Source organism: Edaphobacter sp. FHG110511_03, from assembly GCF_059115365.1.
Genome location: NZ_JBZYWL010000004.1, coordinates 219,935 through 239,172, shown reverse-complemented (window position 1 = coordinate 239,172; position 19,238 = coordinate 219,935). Strand labels below are relative to the sequence as shown.

General features: G+C 49.5%; 14 protein-coding genes. 7 read left to right on the top strand and 7 right to left on the bottom strand.

All coding sequences use genetic code 11. The features are described 5' to 3' along the window. The first annotated feature begins 739 nt into the window (after nucleotides 1-739). From AC5S26_RS18015 to AC5S26_RS17985, 7 genes are all read left to right on the top strand, one after another. Nucleotides 740-1,927 carry a glycosyltransferase family 4 protein gene (locus AC5S26_RS18015; RefSeq protein ID WP_494186313.1) on the top strand — a complete coding sequence of 396 codons (1,188 nt, stop codon included), beginning with the start codon at nucleotides 740-742 and terminating at the stop codon, nucleotides 1,925-1,927. 22 nt (nucleotides 1,928-1,949) lie between these two features. Continuing rightward, complete coding sequence (locus AC5S26_RS18010) at nucleotides 1,950-2,813, top strand: glycosyltransferase family 2 protein (RefSeq protein WP_494186312.1); 864 nt, start codon at nucleotides 1,950-1,952, stop codon at nucleotides 2,811-2,813. Between the two features lie 60 nt (nucleotides 2,814-2,873). After that, nucleotides 2,874-3,914, top strand: a complete 1,041-nt coding sequence (locus AC5S26_RS18005; RefSeq protein WP_494186311.1) for a GNAT family N-acetyltransferase — start codon at nucleotides 2,874-2,876, stop codon at nucleotides 3,912-3,914. Between the two features lie 21 nt (nucleotides 3,915-3,935). Further along, a complete protein-coding gene (locus tag AC5S26_RS18000; protein ID WP_494186310.1) occupies nucleotides 3,936-5,267 on the top strand; it encodes a hypothetical protein in 1,332 nt (443 codons plus the stop codon). Nucleotides 5,268-5,466: 199 nt separating this feature from the next. Beyond that, complete coding sequence (locus tag AC5S26_RS17995; RefSeq protein WP_494186309.1) at nucleotides 5,467-6,945, top strand: hypothetical protein; 1,479 nt, start codon at nucleotides 5,467-5,469, stop codon at nucleotides 6,943-6,945. A 206-nt stretch (nucleotides 6,946-7,151) separates the two neighbouring features. Beyond that, nucleotides 7,152-8,258 (top strand): glycosyltransferase family 2 protein, encoded by a 1,107-nt coding sequence (locus AC5S26_RS17990; RefSeq protein WP_494186308.1) that lies wholly within the window; start codon nucleotides 7,152-7,154, stop codon nucleotides 8,256-8,258. Next, nucleotides 8,207-9,508: a rhamnosyltransferase WsaF family glycosyltransferase gene (locus AC5S26_RS17985; protein WP_494186307.1), complete on the top strand. Its 1,302-nt coding sequence runs from the start codon at nucleotides 8,207-8,209 to the stop codon at nucleotides 9,506-9,508. Before AC5S26_RS17990 ends, AC5S26_RS17985 begins: the two co-directional genes overlap by 52 nt. Here AC5S26_RS17985 and AC5S26_RS17980 read toward each other — a convergent pair. The 7 genes from AC5S26_RS17980 to AC5S26_RS17950 form a co-directional block, all read right to left on the bottom strand. Further along, nucleotides 9,498-10,976 (bottom strand): O-antigen ligase family protein, encoded by a 1,479-nt coding sequence (locus AC5S26_RS17980; RefSeq protein ID WP_494186306.1) that lies wholly within the window; start codon nucleotides 10,974-10,976, stop codon nucleotides 9,498-9,500. The genes AC5S26_RS17985 and AC5S26_RS17980 overlap by 11 nt on opposite strands. Nucleotides 10,977-11,016: 40 nt before the next feature. Next, nucleotides 11,017-11,973 (bottom strand): glycosyltransferase family 2 protein, encoded by a 957-nt coding sequence (locus AC5S26_RS17975; protein ID WP_494186305.1) that lies wholly within the window; start codon nucleotides 11,971-11,973, stop codon nucleotides 11,017-11,019. Nucleotides 11,974-12,034: 61 nt separating this feature from the next. Continuing rightward, nucleotides 12,035-13,627 carry an O-antigen translocase gene (locus tag AC5S26_RS17970; RefSeq protein WP_494186304.1) on the bottom strand — a complete coding sequence of 531 codons (1,593 nt, stop codon included), beginning with the start codon at nucleotides 13,625-13,627 and terminating at the stop codon, nucleotides 12,035-12,037. Between the two features lie 34 nt (nucleotides 13,628-13,661). Further along, entirely contained in the window at nucleotides 13,662-14,810 is a 1,149-nt protein-coding gene (locus AC5S26_RS17965; protein ID WP_494186303.1) for a sugar transferase, read from the bottom strand. A gap of 768 nt (nucleotides 14,811-15,578) precedes the next feature. Continuing rightward, a complete protein-coding gene (locus tag AC5S26_RS17960) occupies nucleotides 15,579-16,130 on the bottom strand; it encodes a tyrosine-protein kinase family protein (protein ID WP_494186302.1) in 552 nt (183 codons plus the stop codon). A 209-nt stretch (nucleotides 16,131-16,339) separates the two neighbouring features. Then, entirely contained in the window at nucleotides 16,340-17,878 is a 1,539-nt protein-coding gene (locus AC5S26_RS17955; protein ID WP_494186301.1) for a GumC family protein, read from the bottom strand. A gap of 6 nt (nucleotides 17,879-17,884) precedes the next feature. Continuing rightward, a complete protein-coding gene (locus AC5S26_RS17950) occupies nucleotides 17,885-19,234 on the bottom strand; it encodes a hypothetical protein (protein WP_494186300.1) in 1,350 nt (449 codons plus the stop codon). Nucleotides 19,235-19,238 lie beyond the last annotated feature (4 nt).

Sequence of the window (19,238 nt, the reverse complement as noted above, 5' to 3'; positions counted from 1 at the left end):
TGGTCACGAGCTCAGGTGTTACCATTGATTTTCTTCAAGATGCCGCGTATATGCCGATAACATAATGCCGCGCTGCAGGACTAACCACAGGGCAGCGAGGTTGAGGCAACCCATCATGGGAGCATGATTCACACAATATTTTTTTAGAACATGCCCGGGCAAAATCACGGGCCCCTTTGAAGTTAGCCGCCAATACCCAAGGTTACTTTTGTAAACAAAATTTGTAAAAAAGTATGCAAGATACTTGCTCTCGACAATCCGAGACTTTCGAGTGCCTGCTTCGCTTTAAAGTCGATCGATGGGTGTCCTGAACTGTACGAAGTACTGGACGAACCGAGAACGGCAATTGTCGAAAACTTGCAGAGTATTGCACATAGTGGCAATCGTCTAACCAGGGTCCTCAAACCCTTCCAACAGCCTCCCCTAGATTCCAGCCTCTAATCAGATAATCCCCATGAATCTACGCCATGGAACGAGAATTGCTTGTTGGTAGAGGTATCCGGCATCGTCACTGCTTCGCCGCTCTTGTGATGATGTCGATGACGATTTTGGACAGATCTTTCACAATAGCCGCCTGTGAGGGCGTGACGGCAAAGCCGGACTTAATACTCCATCCTCAACACTCTGGGGATGGACCGAGGAAAAAATGTCATCCATCCCGTCAAGTAAGCTGCTCAACAATCATCACGCCATCAGTGCCCATGTTCCATCGCTTCAGCGACGGCAGCTACGAATCTGCATGCTCGCTTACGCCTTCTACGAAACGGACACGCGAATCCTCCAATATGCCACGTCCCTTGCGGAGCGGGGAGATATTGTCGACGTGATTGCCCTCAGGAGAGATCCTGGACTGACGGATTTCGAACAGCTCGACGGTGTAAATGTTTATAGAATTCAGGATCGCATTTTGAACGAGAAGGGCATACTTAGTTATGTCAACCGCATTACGCGCTTCGCCTTGCGATCAGCGCTATTTCTTTTTCGAAAACATAATGAACATCCTTACGATGTAGTTCACGTTCACAATGTTCCTGACTTCCTTGCTTTCTCAGCAATCTACCCCAAACTCAGAGGGAAATGCGTTGTTTTAGACATTCACGATCTCCTCCCTGAGTTTTATGCAAGCAAATTCAACATCAGTCACAACTCCCTGCTCTTTAAGGCGCTCGTATTCGCCGAACGCTGCTCGGCCGCATTTGCGAACCACGTCATCATCGCCAATCATCTCTGGCGTCACCGTCTCGTTTCTCGGTCCTCTACTGCTGAAAAGTGCAGCGTAGTACGCAATCGGCCAGATCTCAGTATCTTTACCAAACACGAGATCGATAAACGCGATCGAGATCAAAAGTTCATTCTTACGTATCCGGGCTCACTCAACTGGCATCAAGGTCTTGATGTTGCGATCCGTGCATTTGCAATCGTCTCTGACCGGATACCAGAAGCAGAGTTTCATATCTATGGTGAAGGCTCAGCCAAAGCATCACTCATTGCCTTGGCGAAGGAGCTCGCGATGGAAAATAGAATTTTCTTTCATAACTTTCTGCCCAGTCGAGACATCGCCAAAGTCATGGCAAATACCGACCTCGCTATAGAGCCTAAGCGGTCTAATTCAGCCTTTGGCAATGAGGCACTCAGTACGAAGATTCTCGAGTTCATGTCCCTGGGCGTTCCTGTAATCGCATCCAAAACTACGATTCATGCCTACTACTACGATGAGTCAATTATTCAGTACTACGATAACGACGACGAATTCCAGCTGGCCGAGCAGATCCTACGCCTAAAGAACAATCCCGAGCTGCGTCAATCCTTGGCGGAGAACGCGAAGCGTTACCTAGAAGAAAACACCTGGGACGCGCGCAAGCATGAATACCTCCAACTGATCGACTCGCTTATCGATCCAAATCTTCAGATCGCTTTGGTCCTATAACAATATGCAACGCTACGTACTAATGACCGCTGCGCACAATGAGGGCAAGCTCATTGGCAACACAATAGAGGCTGTTCTGGCGCAAACTGTTCTCCCGGCTCTCTGGGTTATCGTTAGCGATCGCTCGACAGATGACACGGACAATATTGTCAAAGCGCATGCAGAAAAACACAACTTCATTCACCTTATCCACCTTGACAACAATGTTGGCCGGGGAACGGTCGCTAAGGTCAATGCATTGATGGCTGCGTCCGATGAGATATCGCGCTGTGATCATGACTATGTTGGAAACCTGGACGCCGATGTCTCCTTTGAGAAGAGATACTTTGAGCAACTGCTTAATTTTTTTCGGCTCGACCCTTCGCTTGGAATTGCCGGCGGATACATCTATGAAAAGCAGGGAGGAGATTTTCGCCCCCGGATCTCCAATAGCATTACCTCCGTTGCTCATGCTGCGCAGCTGGTCCGGAGACAATGCTATTCCGAAATCGGAGGATATATCGCCTTGGAGTACGGGGGCGAGGATTGGTACGCGGAGATACGGGCGCGTCGAAAGGGATGGCTTGTCAGGGCATTCCCGAAATTGAAAGTAATGCACCACAGAGTTACCGGCGGCGCCGATTCAGTATTGCGGCACCGTTTTCGTGAAGGGAAAATGGACTTTTCTGTTGGAAGTCATCCCGCATTCGAACTCCTAAAGTGCGCCAGGCGACTTCCCGAACGTCCCGTTTGTATCGGAACGATTGCAAGATTGACGGGCTACTTTGCTTCCTACTTCGGCTCCGACATACCGCTCGTGCCGCCTGAAACCGTGGATTTTCTCCAAAAAGAGCAGTTGAATAAAGTTAAGAAGTTTGTCTATCGACACCAGATCGAGTCTTTATAGTTCTTTCAATCTTCATCACTTCTTGTAGGCGTCATTGTTTCACGATAAAGGAGCATAATTGTGGCGGTGTATGAGTTAGATCCATTGACCGATCCAAGATGGTCAGAGTTCGTCATGCAACACGAAGACTCGACAATATTCCACACAAAGGATTGGCTTGCTAGCTTACACCATACCTATGGCTATCAACCCATTGCGTTTACCACGTCAAATGGAGCTGGCCTCGACAATGCACTTGTATTTTGCAAAATAAAAAGTTCATTGACCGGGAAACGGCTGGTCTCCCTTCCCTTTTCCGACCACTGTCAGCCCTTAGCGGATCATGATGCAACGAACGTGATTGTTCAACACCTTCAATCGCGTTCGCATTCGCGGGAGATGAAATATATCGAGCTAAGACCCTTGGAAACCGACAAGCTCTCTTGCATCACCAGCATGACTGGTACGGAGCATTTCTGCTTTCAATCGATCGACCTTCGAAAGGAGCTCCCTATCCTTTACCGGGCGATGCATGAGAGTTGCATCCGTCGCAAGATCAAGCGAGCAGAGAAAGAAAAATTGGTTTACGAACAAGGATCCTCAGAACGTCTGATTCGAGATTTTCGCTATCTTTTCTTGCTCACTCGTCGCCGGCACAGGCTGCCTCCTCCTCCCGCATCTTGGTTCAACAACCTGGCGCATTTTATCGGCGACCGACTGACCATTCACATGGTCTCGAAGGACGATAAGCCTGTAGCCAGCATTCTGACCTTGGTCCATAAGAACACGATCGTCTACAAATATGGCTGCTCCGATTCTTCCTTCAGCAATCTAGGTGGCACCCCTTATCTTTTCTGGAAGGTCATCCAGCAATCGAAAGAGATGGGCTTAGTTGAATTCGATTTAGGTCGTTCCGATTACGAAGACGACGGACTCATCGCCTTCAAAGGACATCTAGGAGCAACCGCAAAAGACATCACCTATTTCCGGGGCTCGCCTCTTAAGAATGAAAGCTCGTTCTCAAAAACTGGTGCCGCATCGTGGATGCGCTATGCCATCTCACGATTGCCGGATCCGCTTTTGACTGGCGTTGGAAACATACTTTACCGACACATGGGATAGTCCCTGCGAGCCTTCCACACTATGAATCAAGCATTCGTCGATTATTTTCGTTGCCCTGAATCGTTTGTCAATCTTGCCCCCCTCGAGAACCAGCCCCCCACAATGAAGGAGGGTTACTTCAAATTTGGATCGGATGCGATCTGCTACGGCAAATCGCCATTGGCCGCCGAAAGTTTGGCGACTCCGCTCTCAGATGCCCTCGCATCCGCCCAAATAGATGGAACGGTTTGTAGGCTTCCGTTTAACCCAACAGAGGTAGCTGATAACCTTCGACTTGAACGATACCAAGAGAAAGGCGATAGCTCTTTTGCGAAGAAAGTCATTCGCGGAGTGTATTACGCTTTGCGCCCCACATTTCCGGTTGCATTCCGACGCCACCTGCAACGCATCTGGCTAAGAGATTGGTCGAAGAAACCTTTTCCCCGCTGGCCTGTGGATCGAAGTGTCGACCACATGTTCGAAAGGCTCATGTATTTAGCAACACAGTCTCACCCGGACGCCGAAATTCCGTTTATCTGGTTCTGGCCCGAGGCACGAACAAGCTGCGCAATCATGACGCACGATGTTGAGACGGCTACCGGCCTCGCTTTTACTTCGCAATTGATGAATATCAACGATTCCTTTTCGATCAAAAGCTCGTTTCAGCTCATTCCCGACGCTCGATATTCAGTGACTCCAAAGATACTGGCGTCAATCAAGGAAAGAGAATTTGAGGTCAACGTTCATGACCTCAAACATGATGGCCATCTTTACGATAGTCATGACAAATTTAAGCAAGCTGCACTCAAGATCAATTCCTTCATTGACCAGTTTGAGAGCAGAGGTTTTCGCTCTGGAGCCCTCTATCGAAATCAAGAATGGTATAGCGAATTTCGATTCTCCTACGACATGTCAGTGCCGAATGTAGCGCATCTAGATCCACAGCACGGAGGTTGTTGTACTGTGATGCCCTATTTCGTCGGTGACATCCTCGAAATCCCCGTGACAATGACGCAGGACCACACTCTTTTTAATGTTTTGGAGACCTACTCTCTGGATTTGTGGCGGGAACAGATGGCGGCGATCATGAAGCAGCATGGCCTGATCTCCTTTATTGTTCATCCTGACTATATTCAGACAACCAAATCCCGGGATGCGTATCTTCAACTACTCGGTCACTTATCTGAGGTACGTGAAAAGGAAGGTGTATGGATTGCACTCCCGGGAGAAGTTGATACCTGGTGGAGACAGCGATCCAAGATGCGCCTTGTACGCAAAGGTGTGCAGTGGCATATAGAGGGCGAAGGCGCCGATCGCGCGAGGATCGCATACGCAACGATTAAGAATAATGCTCTAAACTACCGCCTAACATAGGGTTGCTAGGAATAGGCTATTGCGGAGTCATTAATAAATCGATGTTTTGTAGTTGGGTGTTCTTACTTTTCTTCTTTGTATCTTCCATTTGAATCTTCCAATTGTTTACAGTTGCCACATTTTTATCTGAGATAATTCAATGCAGACGATCTCTAACTCCCCTCCCCCTGCAAAGAGATCGCCCTCCGGAGATCAAGTTATGCAAAAACGAGCCATCGTGGCCTTGATAGTTTTCTGGGTCGCAACCGTAATACCTGGTTTAGGTGCTTGCCATGCAGTCGGTCCAACCTCGACCGGGGATGGATCGGGGTCGAACTGGTCCAATCGTATGAAAAGCCTGCCAGCAACTCTAATCCGCGGCGATGTTTATTATCTTGCCGACGGCGATTATGGGAAGTACACATTCAAAACTGCAAATTCTGGCACGACACGCATCACGATCAAGAAAGCCCAGGCCTACGACTACGGAAGATCTGCGGATGGTTGTTCGAACGATATATCTGCGGGCTGGAACCAAGGCACGATGGGTGCTGGTCAAGCTAACTGGGGAGAATTTTACGGTGGGGGAACTTCTCCGCAACCGGGCTATCTCACCCTTGATGGAAATGGAAAATCAACAATTTCGGGTTGTGGGATATCGCCTACCACACTGACTTCCTCTTCCGATTGCGGGCTGAAAATCACAGCAAGCATCGGGCAGGATAGTGACTTTGATATCGGACAAAATAATAATGACGGGCAACATCGCTCATCATCATGGACTATCAAATACGTAGAAGTCCAGGGTGGTGGTGACGCCAATAATGGCGCACAGTCCGAAGAAGAGATCCGCTGCCGTGGAGCATGCGATAACTTTTTAGTGGATCATGTCTATTTTCACGACTCCGGTTGCGATTTTTTCAAAGTTCCGTGGACGACTTCTTTCATTGTTCAGAATAGCTACATTAAACAAAATAAGTCTTCGGCAACATGTCACGGCCAGCTTTGGTATAGCGAAGTAAATGTTTCAAATGTTGACTTTCATAACAATGTGATTCAAGACATCCAAGGCACTGGACTCTGGGTCTGCCTGACGGGATGCCAGTCAAGTAATTTTACGATTTACAATAATGTGATCTGGCGCGCATCGGGCAGTACACGCCCTGGCCCTTCCAATGGCATTTTTTCTTGCATCAACCCAGGAAATAGATGTACGAACTGGGCGTTCATAGGAAACGACGTTATCAACTACACGGCCGATTACGCTGGAGCGTTGGGAACGCATTGCGATGGAAACCCTAATACAATTACTTGGCAAAACAATTTATTCTATGGAATTACCCCGGCCGACAGAATAGATTTCCAACTTTGCGGGGGAACGCTGACAGAAGGTAACAATACCTATCTGAACTCTGGAAAACCCAAATCTGGCACCAACTCAACAGATATTGTCATTCCAACTGGAGCTCCCAATCCCTTTACCAACTGGCCAAATGCCGTCTTCACTTTAGCCAGCCAGGATGCTAACTGGACCGGTGGCCAGGCGCTGACTGCTCCGTACAATGTGGACTTCGTCGGAAGCCCTCGCCCTGGATCCGACGGTGCTTGGAATCGGGGAGCTTTCCAGTTTTCAGGAAGTACGTCGTCGGCACCAGCTCCCCCAACCAATTTAAAAGGAGTCGTCGTCTCCGTGAACTGATTCAAAGAATACCTTGTTCCTCACAAATGGATTTAGTCGAATAACTGAGCACTGGCGCTTGAAATTAGAGGCCAGTGCTCAGTCTCGTTATGCTTGAAAGCAATGAATTTGAAAGGACAAAATCGAAGAGATGGCATCAAAGTTGCTGAAAGAATGGATAGTGTAACGTGCTGCTTGTCCAGAACAGCTGAGGAACGGAGAGAATTTTGGCGAGGTCATCGAACGTCGAGGAATTTGTGGTTGAGATAGATAGGGCTGCCAGAAGTTTGCCGGTTCAACCCACGGTTGACGTGGTCATTCCCTGTTATAACTATGCACACTTTTTGACCTCGTGTGTGCAAAGTGTGCTGGCTCAACCGGGAGTCAGAGTTCGCGTTCTGGTGATCGACGATGCATCCCCAGACGATACTGCCGTCGTAGGACAACTACTCGCAAGTCGCCACAAAGCCGTAGAATTCCGGCGACATTACGTCAACAAGGGACATATTGCGACCTACAACGAAGGACTGCTCGACTGGTCAACTGCCGATTATGTTGTCCTACTTTCAGCTGACGACATGTTGGCACCCGGCGCCCTGGAGCGAGCGATTCGTATTATGGAAGCGGATAAGTCTGTAGGAATGGTCTACGGCCGTACGCTTCATTTTCAGCATCAACACGAACTCCCAAAATCGGCGGAGACGGCTAACGGATTCGATCAATTCCACGGAAATACCTGGATAGAGAAACGTTTACACGCGGGCTATAACGTCATTACATCGCCAGAGGTGGTCGTAAGAGGCAGCATCCAAAGAGCAGTCGGTGGATATCGGCCAGAACTGCCGCATAGCGGCGATCTGGAGATGTGGTTGCGAATTGCTGCAATATCCAACGTCGCATACGTGCATAATGTACAGGCTTATTATCGGGTACATTCCTCAAGCATGCAGCGCACAAAATACCAAAGCAGCTTTGTGGATTTAGTCCATCGCAAGGCGGCCTTCGATCTGTTTATCGAGCATCATCCGTCACTTGCTAACGGTACCAACTTGCACCGAACGGTAAATCGCGCTTTGGCACGCGAGGCATTGTGGGACGCCTGCCGAGCCTATGACCACAACCGCACAGAGGCCGCTCGTACCGCAGAACTTGTTCAATTTGCTGTAAACTCTTGCCCTGATGCTCAATTGCTTCCTGAGTACTCTGCTCTCAAAAGGCGCCAACGCCTCGGAGCCTCCTTGTGCAATCGCACCCAGATCTTTATCGTTCCTGCCTCAATTCGGTGGCTAAGCCGAAGACTAAAGAAAAAACGCATGTTGCAAAATGGGCTATGAGTCTCCAACAAATTTCTAATCAATTTGGCCGGCGATACCGGCAACTCCGAAAGCTTCTGTCTGAGAAAGAGGCACGCAGAACCCTCGATCTTATAAGGGCGACTGCCGCAGAGCATCTTAGGCCAAAGAGTGTTCCGCTACCTGTTGGGCGCGATCAAGTCCTGGCTGCAGATTTATCTCACCCAGCTCAATTTCTGATCCCTGATGTCTTGCCGGGAGAGCCTATACAGCTCAATTGGGTGATGGTTCCCCCCGGTCCAGGCTCCGGCGGACATACGACAATCTTTCGCATCATTCGCTATCTTGAGGCCCACGGGTGTCTAAATCGGGTTTATTTCTACAACATCTATGACGCGGATCATCAATACTACGAATCGATCGTCCGCGACTTCTATAATTTTCACGGATATGTAGGAAAAATGGATCGTGAGATGGAAGACGCGCATGCGGTGATCGCTACCGCATGGGCTACTGCCTATCCTGTCTTTAACTCTCGTTGCCGCGGCAAACGCTTTTATTTTGTTCAGGATTATGAGCCATATTTTCATTCCGTCGGCGCGATCAGCCTGATGGCTGAAAACACATACCGTATGGGCTTTCATGCAATTACAGCTGGAAGATGGCTGGCGCAAAAGCTGAATACTGAATTTGGCATGTCGGCCGACTCCTTCGATTTCGGTTGCGACACATCTACGTATCGCCGTTCAGAGGATTCAGTCCGCTCGGGGCTTGTATTCTACGCGCGACCGGAAGCAACGCGCCGAGGCTTCGAACTGGGCCTTATGGCGATGGAGATCTTTGCTGCTCGTCGGCCCGATATCGACCTACATTTCTATGGCGACAAAATGGGGAAGCTTCCATTCCGCTTCATCGATCACGGGCACATCTCGCCTGCCAGGCTAAACGAGATTTATAACCAGTGTTATGCCGGCTTGTCCTTGTCACTTACAAATGTGTCGCTTGTTCCACACGAGATGTTGGCAGCTGGTTGCATACCTGTCGTCAACGATGCGATCCAAAATCGAATCGTTCTCGACAATCCTTTTGTACGATATGCATCCCCTTATCCCCAGGCTCTGGCAGACGAGTTGGAGGCACTCGTCACGAATCCAGCCTTCGATTCGCTCTCTCAGTCCGCAGCTGCGAGTGTTCGTGGCACAACTTGGGATCAGGCGGGCGAAGCGGTCGATTCAATTTTTAGGCGTACACTCACTACGCCTAAATTCGCTGACACCTGTGTCAATGGCTAGTCAATGACGCAGTCTCAGTTAATGGATCGTCTGCAAGACCATCAAGACTATGCGCCGGATATAGATTGCCGTCGAGGGAATTCCCTTGCCCGCCCCCGTCCAGTTTTCTACTCTCCCTTATAGCCCTCTGCCTCTTTCGTGCAATCATAGGGAGACTTATCGACATGGAAATCAGAATCCAGTTCATGTATCCCTGCTGCCCCCAGCTGTAGGCCGCAACACTCACCATGAGAAAATAAAATCCCGCAATCGATATAAAGAGCACTCCACTAAGCGTGCTCTCTGGTTTGGGCAACTTCCAATAATTCCTGAAGGCGAGTATCAGCGGCCAGAACAATAATGCGCCAATGAGAAGGAGACCACCATAGCCAGTCTCATAGAGAAATGACGCCCAGTTGTTGTCGCAGGTATACCATCTTCTATGCTCGCCTAAGAAGTCGACCTCAAGCCCTAGCACGCGAAATGTGCCCAACCCGTATCCTAAAAGAAAGCGTCCAGGCTCTTTTTGAACCGCTTGCTCAATCGAGTCTGCCAGAGCATGACGGTAAAGATAGGATGTGCCCACCGGTTGGGTTGGGTCAGTGCTCGCCTGATATAAAGCGTCGATGGACTGCCATACCCCGGGTCGCGCAAGCAAAACTATAAGCGCCATAACGGCAGCGGTAATCAGATACTTTCTGATCTCCCGTTTAACCATCAAAAACAGAAGGAAGCAACAGACGATCGTGGCAAGCCAGGGCCCTCTGCTTTGCGTCTTGTAGATCGACCAGAACATGAGTATCAGGCTCATCCACAAAAACAATCGACGCTTACCCTTAGCCCAATACCCCAAAAGATACAGACTTAGAATGATGCTGATAGCAAGAGCATCCCCGAATAAAATAGGGTGGGGAAATGTTGATCTGACTCTCAACCCTCTGCCCAGCTCGGAATACAACGGATCTAATCCACCGTTATAGGTGATCCAATTACTGGCCGGGAATATTCTCAACACGCTCCATGAAGCATAAACTTCAAAAATTGAAAATATGCAACAAATGCCTATCGCCATCATCATCGCGTAAAGCATCTTATGAATCGTCTCTATATTGGTGATGATGTGGACGAGCAAATAGTACATCAGGTAAAACTCAATGAGTTGCGCCAGTAATTGTTTGATGCTCGTGGCAAAAGACAGAGAATACATCGTAGAACAAAGCGCCCACGCAACATGCATATACATCAAATGAATGAGAGGCAATTTCTCCCGGGAGGCCTTCTTTCTCTTGATTAAAAACAGTCCCAATAATGTGAGCAGGGACACCCTCATAATGTTGATATCAAATAGGCCTGGGATCACAAGCTTTGCTTCCAGAGGCATAAGTGTCAGGAAGAAGCAAAAAAGAGGCAGAGCGTTCTCAAGTCGGCGCCTTCCAGAGACAATTAAAGCGATCACTATTACCGATTGCATCAAAGCGATAATAAGCATTTGCTGGATTTGCCTCTCTGCTCACCAAGAGCTGATTATTCTACCGTCGACTTAAGTTGAGGGACCAGCACAAAATAGCCGACCACTTGCTGGTTCTATTCGACCAGAATCTATACCCCTTGACGCAAACCACAACAGGGAAAGACCCAAGGATCAAAGCCATCCTGCAGAGTGAGACAACGGCAGTACTTGCTCTATACATGAGGGAATAGGCGCGGCCGCGATGTAGTTCAAAGAATTTAGAGAGCGATTCGCGTTGCATCACGGAGCTGAAATTACTTTCCGAATGAGATGAACTGCTGCCTCCGCCGTGATGCACGATTACAGCTTCCGGAACGTAGTAGATCTTGGATCCTGTTTGGGTGATTTTGGCGCAGAGATCCATGTCTTCCGCGTACATAAAATAGTCAACTGTAAAACAACCAACTCGTTCCAGGAGATCTCGTTTGGCCATCATGCATGCACCCGAGACAGCCTCTACCGCAGCCACAGCTTGCTTTTTCATGTGCAGTGGGCGCATACCCCACAATTGCCAATTAGGAAAACGCTGACGTAAATAATTGGACGCGAGCGCCTGATTCAGTATCGAAGGAAGAGCGGTAATGCAGGTAGTTTGTAAGGTGCTGTCGGAGTTCAGTAATTTAGCCCCGACCATGCCTGCGTCAGGTATCGATTCGAGTGCGTCAATAAGTTTCTGAATCGCGGATCCCTGGATCTCCGTATCCGGATTGAGAAACAATACGTTTCGCCCGCGGCTCCGGCTGTAAGCAGAATTATTTGCTCGCGCGAAACCAAGGTTTTCGGCGCTTTGAACAAAGATCACATCGGGGAATTTAGTCCTGAGCATCTCCTCGCATCCATCATAGGAAGCATTATCGATCACGATAATTTCATAGTTTATTAGCTTCGCATTTGCCTGGATGCTTGTGAGGCATTGCTCCACAAACTGCTTTGAATTCCAGTTAACAATCACGATAGATAGATCAAGAGAATGCATAGCCGATTTACCTTACAGAAAAATTGAGCACGAATAAAGAGGTCGTATCTCCGGATGTTGCTTATGTTTGATCTTTTGCTTGCGGCATGACGGAACCAATAAGGCTTGTGATGCGCCGAAGAAAGGGGTGGCTCTTGTCCAGGGACACTAGCTTCATCAGTGTCCGAATCGAATGGATGCTACAAATAATGACCGCTGCAGTGCCTATGCACAAGGCCGGGATGAAAGGCAGCCAATAAAAGCAGAAGAAAACAAGTGCCATCAGCGGGAGATAGAGTAGCAAAATACGCCTGTTTTCGGAGGACCATCCAAAACCCGTGAGCCGTCGAACCACGATATACATCATGACACCGTGAAACACGTAGGATCCAAAAAATGCAATGCCTGCTCCTGTCAGGCCAAAGGTGCTCACGCACGCCCACGCAAGAATCAAACTGATTCCGGCCCAAGCCGTTTCGCACAGAAAAAATAGCTTTTGTTTAGCTTTTGCTATGACAATAAATCCAATCGGCCAGGTGATGACCTGCAGGACGGTTCCAAGGCTTAGCCAGCGAAGGATCGGGACAGCCTGGATGAACTTGGAGCTGTAAAAGATCCCAAGCACGAGCGGTGCAAACGTGAGAGTCGCCAACACTCCAGGGCCCGCCAAAAGAATGCCGATCTCAGTCTGCTCATTCACGAGCCTGTTGCACTCGTCGTTGTCGTTAGCGGCAGCGGTGAGTCGAGGATAGAAGTCCGCTCCCATCGCCTGCAGGATGAATCCCACATATAAGCCGCCAAGCGTCCAGGCCGATTGATATAAACCGGTTGCTTCAAAACCTACCTTGCGCAGAACCGTAAGGCGGACGACATAGGCGACCCCCATAGTCATCAGACCACTCGACATGAACGCAAATCCCAGCTTGAGCAAGACACTCGTCTCTCCCCACATAGCTGGAATATCTAAACTCTGAGACTTGATCTGTATCTTCCTGCTATACCACCATGACGCCAGTGACGTCATCGCCGCTACCGCAATGAGTGCGGGAACGACTCCTTTTTCACGAAATAAATAAACTAATGGAATACTGAACAAGGTGGCCGAGATCGCGCCAAACGTATTCATCCTTGCCAGGTCGGCAATCCTTCTTGTTCCCTGAATAAGGGCTCCCTGGCCGACAGAGATAAGCATCAGAAACACGGCAATAGAAAGAAGTGAGATTTCCGAAGCGTTCTGGCGACTGCCAAACGTGATCGCCGAGATCTGCCCGGAAAACACAATCAGGAAAGCGGCACCTAGGACCCCAAGAAAGACCGAGACAAGACGCAACACAACTGTCGTTCGCGCGACACGGTCCTCATCTCCCGAGCTCGCGGCATCAGCGATCTGTCGAACCCCACTGCTGCTCACCCCCATACCAGCTAGAGTCTGGGTTATGTTCGCGACTGAGTTGTAGAGACCAAACAGGCCAAATCCCGCCGGACCAAGCAGCATTGCCATGGCCTTCGTGCGAACAATTCCGATTCCGATATTCAAGAGCGAAGAACCGCCCACGAGTGCAGATGACTTTAGAATCTGTCCGTGAGTACTCTTCTTCGGCGCTGCTTGCGTAACGTCTACTGAGGCTTCCGGTTGAGTTTCATCTATCGAATTGGAGCATGGAATAGTAGCCATAAATTAAGATCCAGCCTGTTGCATGACAAATAAGTCAGCAGGCTCCACGGCCAGAAAACATCGCAGAGGGAGTTTGAAGAATAATTTTCACGTCAACCCACAGGGATCGCTCAATCGCATATCGAAGATCCATGCGGACCATCTCATCGAAAGTCGTACGAGATCTGCCTTCAACCTGCCACAGACCCGTTAATCCGGGTTTCAATTCAAGTACTCGGCGTTTGTGCCAAGTTTGATACCGTTCGAACTCATACGGTAATGGTGGCCGTGGTCCGACAAGAGACATGTCGTTCTTCAATATGTTGAAGAACTGTGGAAGCTCATCAAGGCTGCTCTTTCGGAGAAACCGACCTACAGGCGTAATCCTGGGATCATTGACGATCTTGTAGACCCCACTTGATTCATTCAGGTCTCCCGCTATGAGCTTCGTAACATACTCTTGATGAATCCGCGGATCGTTACCTGTGTACATCGTTCGGAACTTATAAAAATTGAATTCCTTGCCGTAACGACCGACTCTCTTCTGGCAGAACAGTATAGGTCCGCGGGACGTCAACTTCACCAGTATGGCAAGAACCAAAAACAGAGGCATGAACAAGGTGAGCGCGAAGAGACTTCCCGCGATGTCAAGACCTCTCTTGAGAATGTGACCGGAGGAATGTTTCGATCGGTGCCGGCGTGAGAGGTCAGGGTAATGGATATGGTTGTCGTCGCCGTTAGAAGATTTGTCTATCTCTTGCGGAAAGAGACGAAACTGAAATGACAGCTCACGAAATCGTTCCGGTGAGACGACCTGTTGAACTGCCATCGAAATCTTTTTGGAGATCGTGTCGACCGTCATTGCATTGGTTTGACCAAGCTCCGTCATCAAGATGCCCAGTGTCGCTCCGTTCTGATACCAGCCGAGGATATCGGTTTCGCGTGTCACTCTCGACACCGCGGTGACAACATGGTCAAGCAAGGTGCACCCTACATTGGTCTGAAAATCCTCATAACTTATGAGAACGAGCATGAACTGCCTGCCTGAACGTTCTGTCCTGCGCCGCTCAAGCCGAAGCATACGTATGAACGACGCTTCTGGTATGACGGCAACATCCAGTAGCGAATCGAGGGCGCTGTCGGGAGTTTTTTCATAGGACGAATCGCTTTCCCATGTGAGAAGAGCCGATTTATGAATAGCCATCTAAAATTCCTTGAAATGCGAAACTGACTGAAGCACTCTTTTTTGGTAAACAGTGGTAGTACTTTGCACCTGTATCTCGACTACGTTGGAGGAAAGACATACCTCAATAAATTTGGCTTGAAATTTTCTGCTACGGTCTTTTCATGACACAGACTGAAATGCATTTCTCCTAACCAGAATCAATGGAACTCGTCCGTGACGGATTCCTAAAACTTTCAGCTGAAACCACCAATCGGTCTACTTGCTCGGAGACATCGCATAGACCCTAAAGTCAAAGATAGATAGGCAAAACGAGTTTTCAATGCAGACTACTCATGGATTAAGCAATTGAAATGCCAGCTGCCCTTTAAAGGTTTTCCTACTTCACAATGACACTCATGTGCATTTTATTGCGAACAAAATGCCGTGTTATGCCCCAGGTGCTATTTTCCTGAGGCCATATTGCCTTCACCCGATGCAACCAGTGCAAAATCGGAGGAGAATTTCGAGCTTTTAGTCGGCGATCAAATGGCATTACTTCACCCAATGAATCATGTGCCTGGGACTGGTTCCGTATAGCGAACGAAAGAATGGTAATTCAGGTGGAAAACTAACAAATGTTTGCAAACAATATGCACAAGCTCACAATGCACAAGCTCACAGCGCCGCCTTACGAGCAAAGTCTTGCAAGGATCGTTCTTTATAGAATTTGAAATGAGAGGCTTCGGCTTCTCTTTAGAAATCAACCAACGTCGTAGGTTCCTAAGGCAATAAATCACATGCTGAGGCTTAATCCCTGCGGTTTCCGTAGTTTCCGTAGTAGGCACTTCCATTGATCGGGCAATCATTTGCAACCACGCCCCAAAGCTTGGGACCTATTGCTTCAAGGGCAGGTGCAAGCATATCCTTCTCGGTTTTTCCGTTTCGAATAACCAGAATGGCGCCGTTTACGTGAGGAATCACCTCGGAGACGTCCGCCATGGGGATCACCGGCGCAAAATCCAGTACAACCCACTGAAATCTGGCGCGAAGATCAGCTATCATGGAGACCAATGCCTGAGAATAAAGAAGATGTCCGGGCGAAGTCATGCGTTCTTTGATTCCCAAGACATGCAAGGGACACTCGCCAAGCCGGCGGACCAACTCATGAACTTCACCCTTCCCCTCGAGCACCTCCTTCACCCCTCCATCTTCGAACTTGCAATTCAATGCTCGCGTGACACCGGGTGCTCTGAAGTCCAGATCGACAAGGCACGCAGCCTGACCCGCTTCCGCGAGAGCCCAGGAGAGATTGACTGAAGTTAGCGTCTTCCCTTCTCCGGGGTTCGGACTTGTGATCAATACAACGCCGCCCTGAGGATAAAGTGTGCATAAGCGACGTCGAAGCAGCCTGTATCGCTCAACAGCTAGCCCTGCTGGCTCTGTTAGGAATACGAGGCGTGAATTGCGGGTGGGCTGTATTGTTATCCGTTTCTCGGAAGAAGGAAATTGCCGGGCAATAGTCGCAACAGGACGCGCGGCACCTGCGGTGTTTAATCCAAGAATGGCACTCATAAGATTGGCCTAACCTTGAAAAGAAAAATTGCGAGCGCAGTAAACGTAATCACAAGCAAAAGACACGTCTGAACTGCCATCAGCCTCGCCCGGCGAAGGTCTATCTGATTCGCGATAGGAGGAATCGTTCCGAGCACAAAAACTTTAGGTGGCAGCATCTCTTTTAGTTGAGCTTCACTCTTGATCGCGCCACTAAGGGCTTCCATTGCGATCGTAATTCCTATAGGAAGTAGAAGCGATGCAAGAATCGTGCCCACGAAAAATGGGATCCTCTTCGGCTTGATCGGCTTTTCCGGAGTTTTAGCCGGATCGAGAATCGTGAACCGTTCTGCCTGCTGTTTCCGTTCCAACTCTTCCGACATCCCTGCGGAAAGTGTTTTGTCGAGGAGCGATTGATAGTTCTGTCGCGAGACCTCATAATTGCGCGACAGCTCCGCGAGACGCGTTTCAAGAACAGGTACCGAGTCAACCTTTCCCTGGAACGACTGTATCTGTTGCTGTAGCTTGGCCTGCGACTCGCGATGACGTTGCAGGTCTTTCTCAATTAATCCAAGACGCACCTTTGTATTGGAATCAACTTGCTCCACGGGATTCGCCGAAGACTCAGGCATCGTGGCAAGACGAGCGTTGACAGTCTTCAGCTGTTCCGTAACCGAAATCACGTCTGGATAGGTGTCGGTAAACTGTCGCTTTAAATTCCATAGCTCCGTATCTAATCGCCGCTTCTCCTGTAGAAGTCGATCGCGATCGGTCAGAGGAGCTTCACGGGGATCCGTGGACCTGACCTGGCTCAGCAGAATTCGTTCTTGATCGAGTCTGCTGATCGCATCTGCATTCGATTCGATCTCGCCCTGCAGACGCGAAAGTGCCTGCAGATTCCCTGTCAGAGCATCGGGTGTCGCACCGGCGTGCTGCATTCGGTAAGCCTGAAGCGCGCTTTCCTGTTCTTCGAGGCTTTTCTTGGCTCCTTCCAGTTCACTTGAGAGAAATTGTGTAGTCCCTAGCGCCTGTTGCTGGCGGGCCTTCAGGTTCCACGCGATAAAGCTCGATGCCAGCTGATTCGTTATCGAAGCCACCTGGTCTCGGTCCGTGCTGTCATAAGTAATAGTGAAACTGCTCAATCCCTGCTCGGGCTCTGGACTTGGCTTGATATCGACTTTTGTCTTCGAGCGCATATAGTCAAGAACTTCTTCTCTTGAAGCTTTCTTTCGCATCCCCGGATAGAGATCATTTTTCTCAATGATCTCTTGTAGGCGGCTCGCACTCAGGACTTGTTGCGCAAGAGTATTCATCCGCGCATTGGGGTCGCTCGTAATTGTCGATGCAACATACTTTTCCGGAATCTTCTGTGGATCGACGAGGATCGTCGTCGTAGCGCGGTATACATTGGGCGACAGAGACGTCCCTACGACTCCCACCGTCAGGATGGCGAGACCGGATGCAACCACCAGGTGAATATGCCGCCACAACGCAGCAATGCATTGCTTGACGGTGAACGATGATCGGGGTGAATCCGCTTCCTCTTCTGAGATCATGACTCCTCAATAACTTGACTGCTGAAATATCTGGCCCGCATTGTGCGTCCAGGTGATCGAAAATTGTGCGAGGTTCCGTTTATAGTTGGTTTCCCCGCTATCGGTTATATATCCCCGATAGCTGTAGGACACCGCGATTCCATGGCGAAGTCGAAAGCCATAATTCGCTCCCCAGAATGTCCCTTGATAAGAGCTCACGGCAGTAAGGGTATCGCTGCTGACATGTCCTGCATCCGCTCCCAGCACTCCGATACGGGTCACCTGATACTGATACCCTCCGGAAACACTACGCTGCCATAGACCGGGCCCAAGATAAGACACCGTCGGGAGATAATCCGACAAAAGATAGAATTGCGACTTTCTCGATACTCTAGAGCTGAAAGCGGCGCTATAGGTGAATCCCAGTTTCTGGCTGCTACAGGTATTTGTGCTGATCTGTGGACCCGCACTTACTGAAAGGAAGGTCCTTTCTTGTGGCTGCCACCTCATCCCGGCACCCACCCCGGAACTTTCGCAATTTAAATCCCCATAGAAATGGGAATCCTGAACATAACTGGTGAAGCTCAACGACGGCGAAAGGTCCCGGATATAACTGAGTTTCACCCCAGCCACACTTCCCTGCTGGTTATAGCCGCTGATGCTGCTGAAAGAGTTCGACCCGCTCAAAACAAGGGTGTCTTTCGCCGACTTTCTATAACTCAGGTCAATAGACCCAACGATGTAAGTGATATTTCCTGCATTCGACAGATAAGATGCGGAACCCGATCCTGTACCTGGAACCTCGCCTACCACCACCGTCTGCTGCGACGTAAGGAGTCGTGTCCCATTTGGCCCATAACTGCCCGATACATTCACGCCCCACTTCCATCGTTCGCTCGGATTGCCAATGAACGACGCCGATGTGCGATGCAGGGTTTGTCTGGAGTAGAGACTGGACATATAGCCCAGCATGGTCGGCTGATACTGCACGATGTATTGCGTCTTCGGGGAGGCGCCTCGAAATCCGATATACGGACTCACGCTGTACAAGCCGGAAGAGCCGCCCTCCGTCGCATTGCTGGGATTGCTGTCCCATCCTCCGCCAACTGTCGTAGAAAGCAGCACGCGCTTGCTCGCATCATCCAGCGAGATCAAACCAGTTCCGTTCAGGGCAGCCGCATACTGTGGCTCCTGCGAATTCTGTGTCTCCTGCGAATTCACTGCGGGCGCCGTAGTCGCCGTATCGTCAACGTTCGAGACCGTGGACTGAGGCGTATCCGCACTGCTGCTTTCGCTCGAACTCTGGGCTAACAAAGCTCCAGAACACAGCCCTGCAAATAAGGCAGCTGCACAACGAAGATGGCCTGATTTCATCATGTTA

Coding starts and splice junctions, on each gene's coding strand:
- AC5S26_RS17955 (WP_494186301.1), bottom strand. CDS start 17,878: ATGATCTCAGAAGAGGAAGCGGATTCACCCCGATCATCGTTCACCGTC.
- AC5S26_RS17980 (WP_494186306.1), bottom strand. CDS start 10,976: ATGCTTATTATCGCTTTGATGCAATCGGTAATAGTGATCGCTTTAATT.
- AC5S26_RS18015 (WP_494186313.1), top strand. CDS start 740: ATGCTCGCTTACGCCTTCTACGAAACGGACACGCGAATCCTCCAATAT.
- AC5S26_RS17965 (WP_494186303.1), bottom strand. CDS start 14,810: ATGGCTATTCATAAATCGGCTCTTCTCACATGGGAAAGCGATTCGTCC.
- AC5S26_RS17975 (WP_494186305.1), bottom strand. CDS start 11,973: ATGCATTCTCTTGATCTATCTATCGTGATTGTTAACTGGAATTCAAAG.
- AC5S26_RS18000 (WP_494186310.1), top strand. CDS start 3,936: ATGAATCAAGCATTCGTCGATTATTTTCGTTGCCCTGAATCGTTTGTC.
- AC5S26_RS17995 (WP_494186309.1), top strand. CDS start 5,467: ATGCAAAAACGAGCCATCGTGGCCTTGATAGTTTTCTGGGTCGCAACC.
- AC5S26_RS17950 (WP_494186300.1), bottom strand. CDS start 19,234: ATGATGAAATCAGGCCATCTTCGTTGTGCAGCTGCCTTATTTGCAGGG.
- AC5S26_RS18010 (WP_494186312.1), top strand. CDS start 1,950: ATGACCGCTGCGCACAATGAGGGCAAGCTCATTGGCAACACAATAGAG.
- AC5S26_RS17970 (WP_494186304.1), bottom strand. CDS start 13,627: ATGGCTACTATTCCATGCTCCAATTCGATAGATGAAACTCAACCGGAA.